Raw genomic sequence first — 1893 nt, 5'->3', positions numbered from 1 at the left:
GCGGAGGGGCGTGGGGTGGGCTCCGGGAAGGGCGGTGAGGAGCAGAGCCGCACGCCGCTCCGGAGCGCCCGCCACGCCGCTCAGGACAGCCGGACGCCCGTCAGGGCGAGGCCCGCGGCCGCCGCCGCGACGGCGAGCGCCGCCGTGCCGACGCCGTACCCCAGGCCGGCCGCCCAGCGCCGGTCGAGCAAGAGCCGCGCGGTCTCGACGCTCGCCGTGCTGAACGTGGTGAAGCCGCCGAGCACGCCCGTCCCGAGCACGGCCCGCCACACCGGGTCGAGGACACCGGCCAGCACGAGCCCGGTGACGACTCCGAGCAGCAGCGACCCGCTCACGTTGATCAGCGCGGTGCCGACCGGCCAGCGCGCCGGCACGAGCGACCGCGCGACCCCGTCGACGACGAGCCGTGCGGCCGCTCCGACTCCGCCCGCGAGAGCGACCGCGAGCAGCAGGCCGGGCGTCACGCCGCCGCCCTCCGCTGCCCCGCGACCGCGATGCCCAGCGCCGCGGCGAGCACGCCCAGCACGAGCGTGCCGCCGGTGTAGAGCAGGTACTCCACGACGTGGCCGCCCTCGAGCAGCGCGACCGTGTCGAGCGAGAAGGTGCTGTAGGTCGTGAATCCGCCCAGCACGCCGGTGCCGAGCAGGAGGCGGAGGGTGCGGCGCCCGCCCTCGTCCGGCCCGCGCCGCGCCAGCGCCTCGAGCAGGAGGCCCAGGAGGAACGCGCCCGGCAGGTTCACGGCGAGCGTCGCGACCGGCACGACGCCCAGCGGGGGCAGTGCGGCGCCGATCGCGGCGCGAGCCACCGTGCCGACAGCACCGCCCGCCGCGACGAGGAGGATCGCGGCGGGGCGCAGGTGGAGGGGTCGCGTCACTCCGCGAGGTCCCAGGGCGCCGGGCGCGACGGGTCGCGGTCGGCGCGCGGGACGACGAGCACGGGGCGGTGCTGGCGGTGCGCGAGATGGGCGGCGACGCTCCCGCTCAGGAACTCGGCGATGCTCGCGAGCACGCCCGCGTCGCGGGTGCCGACCACGATCATCCGCGCGTCGACCTCCTCGGCGACCTCGGCGAGCGCCAGGGCCGGCTCGCCCCGCGCCGCGCGCAGCGACCACTGCACAGAGCTGCCGTCCAGCTCGTGCTCGACCGTCTCGCGGAGCCCGGGCGGGAGGGACGGGCCCTCGCCGCGGTCGGCCGCGGCGCCGACGAAGCCGAGCGGGATGCCGCCTGTCATCGGATCGACGTACTCGCCGACGAGGTACGGATCGGCCGAGACCGACACGAGCAGCAGGGCGGCTCCGGCGTCGGCGGCGACGCGGGCGGCGGTGCGCAGGACCTCGGGTCGCTGGCCGTCGACGATGCCGACGAGGACGGGCCCGGTGGGGGTGGGTGCGGTCATGAGGAGCTCCTTCCCGGTTGCGCCCCATCCTGGCACCGCGCGGGCGCGAGCGGTCGGAGCATCCGTGCCGGATCCGTCGTGATCGTTCCGTTATGCGCGGGCCTCGGGCTAGAGTGGCTCGTCGCCGGATCCCCACCGGCCCCCGACCCCCCCGTCACCACCGTCATCCGAGGAGAACGCACGCGTGTCGAAGCCAGGCATTCCCACCCCTGAGGAGAGTGCCGGCACCCCGACCACTGCACCCCTGACCCGGCGCGAGGCCCGCGAGGCCGAGCGCCGTGCGGCCCGGGCCGAGACGGAGACGGGCGCGGCGACCGCCGGCACCGCGGTCGAGGGCAGCGGATCGGACGACTCCGCCGCTTCCGCAGGCGCTGGCGACTCCGCGCCCACCGCCGTCGACGCCGCAACGGCCGTGGCGACCGCTCCGACCGTCTCCGTCTCGGCCCGGGCCGCACGGCGCTCGGCCTCGCGGGCCTCGCGCCGGGTCAGGGGTGCAGT

General features: G+C 77.4%; 4 protein-coding genes. 1 reads left to right on the top strand and 3 read right to left on the bottom strand.

The genetic code is table 11. The annotated features are described in order from the left end of the window. Window positions 1–80 precede the first annotated feature (80 nt). Genes C5D66_RS16655 through C5D66_RS16645 form a run of 3 tightly spaced genes read right to left on the bottom strand, consistent with a single transcriptional unit; the run spans window position 81 to window position 1395 of the window. On the bottom strand, window positions 81–464 hold the full coding sequence (locus C5D66_RS16655; RefSeq protein ID WP_104226584.1) for a CrcB family protein: 384 nt from the start codon (window positions 462–464) through the stop codon (window positions 81–83). After that, complete coding sequence (locus C5D66_RS16650; protein WP_219814219.1) at window positions 461–874, bottom strand: CrcB family protein; 414 nt, start codon at window positions 872–874, stop codon at window positions 461–463. Before C5D66_RS16650 ends, C5D66_RS16655 begins: the two co-directional genes overlap by 4 nt. Continuing rightward, complete coding sequence (locus C5D66_RS16645; RefSeq protein ID WP_104256705.1) at window positions 871–1395, bottom strand: universal stress protein; 525 nt, start codon at window positions 1393–1395, stop codon at window positions 871–873. Before C5D66_RS16645 ends, C5D66_RS16650 begins: the two co-directional genes overlap by 4 nt. Window positions 1396–1579: 184 nt before the next feature. Between C5D66_RS16645 and C5D66_RS17410 the strand changes: the two genes are divergently transcribed. Beyond that, window positions 1580–1893 (top strand): hypothetical protein (locus tag C5D66_RS17410; protein ID WP_374954412.1); only part of this gene is annotated, 314 nt, incomplete at its 3' end.

The sequence above is a fragment of the Rathayibacter sp. AY1B4 genome, from assembly GCF_002932815.1.
GTDB lineage: Bacteria > Actinomycetota > Actinomycetes > Actinomycetales > Microbacteriaceae > Rathayibacter.
The sequence above is the reverse complement of the archived record's forward strand: the minus strand, read 5'-3'. Positions and strand labels throughout refer to the sequence as shown.